1 pseudogene is annotated in these 888 nt (G+C 40.5%); it reads left to right on the top strand.

The features are described from left to right. Nucleotides 1–40 precede the first annotated feature (40 nt). Nucleotides 41–888: pseudogene (locus H5072_RS20520) on the top strand (IS481 family transposase); the annotation flags it as partial.

Genomic DNA, 888 nt, shown 5'->3' with positions numbered 1-888 from the left:
TGTGTGATTCATAGAGATCGTTTCAATATACTATGACGCTATGAACAAAGAAATTAAACAACGTTTAAAGTGGATTGAGCTTTACGAAAAAACTAATAATGCGGGCCTAGTTTGTCGTCGGTGTGGAATTTCTAGGCCCACTCTTCGAAAGTGGTATAAGCGATGGACTAGACGGCCTACAGGACGTTTCTAGACGCCCGCACAGCTCCCCAAACACTAAAATTAATAATCGAATTGAAGAGTGGATTCTTAAACTCAGAAAAAATAGAAAACTTGGTGCCAGAAGAATTCAAAATGAGCTTCTTCGCGAGCATAATTTTCAGCTATCGCTTGCTTCAATTCACAAAGTGCTGACCAAACATGAGGTAAAACCAATAGTTTTTCAGCGGAAGAAAAAAGACTTCATTCGATACCAAAGACCTATTCCTGGTGACCGAGTTCAGATGGATACATGTAAAATTGCACCAGGGATTTATCAATATACTGCTGTTGATGATTGCTCTAGATATCGCGTGTTGGACGTTTTTAAGCGTAGAACGGCAGCCAATACTCTTACCTTCATCGATAAGGTAATAGAAGAAATGCCATTCCCGATACAGCGAGTTCAAACTGATCGCGGAACGGAGTTTTTTGCTGAAAAAGTACAGCTCAAATTGATGGAGCATGGCATTAAATTTCGCCCCAATAAGCCAGGCTCTCCTCACTTAAATGGCAAAGTTGAAAGGTCACAAAGAACTGATAAGGAAGAGTTTTATTCGACCGTTAATTTGGATTTGGACGAACTCAAAAATGAAACGTTACCTGAGTGGCAGCATTACTACAATTGGCAACGCGCTCACGGCTCATTCAAAGGTAAAACTCCAATGGATGTTGTATGTGAACGGCTTG

This window comes from Pseudoalteromonas sp. SR45-5, assembly GCF_014163565.1.
Taxonomy (GTDB): Bacteria; Pseudomonadota; Gammaproteobacteria; order Enterobacterales; family Alteromonadaceae; genus Pseudoalteromonas; species Pseudoalteromonas distincta.
Note: the sequence above shows the minus strand (reverse complement) of the source record. Positions and strands in the feature narration are given on the sequence as shown.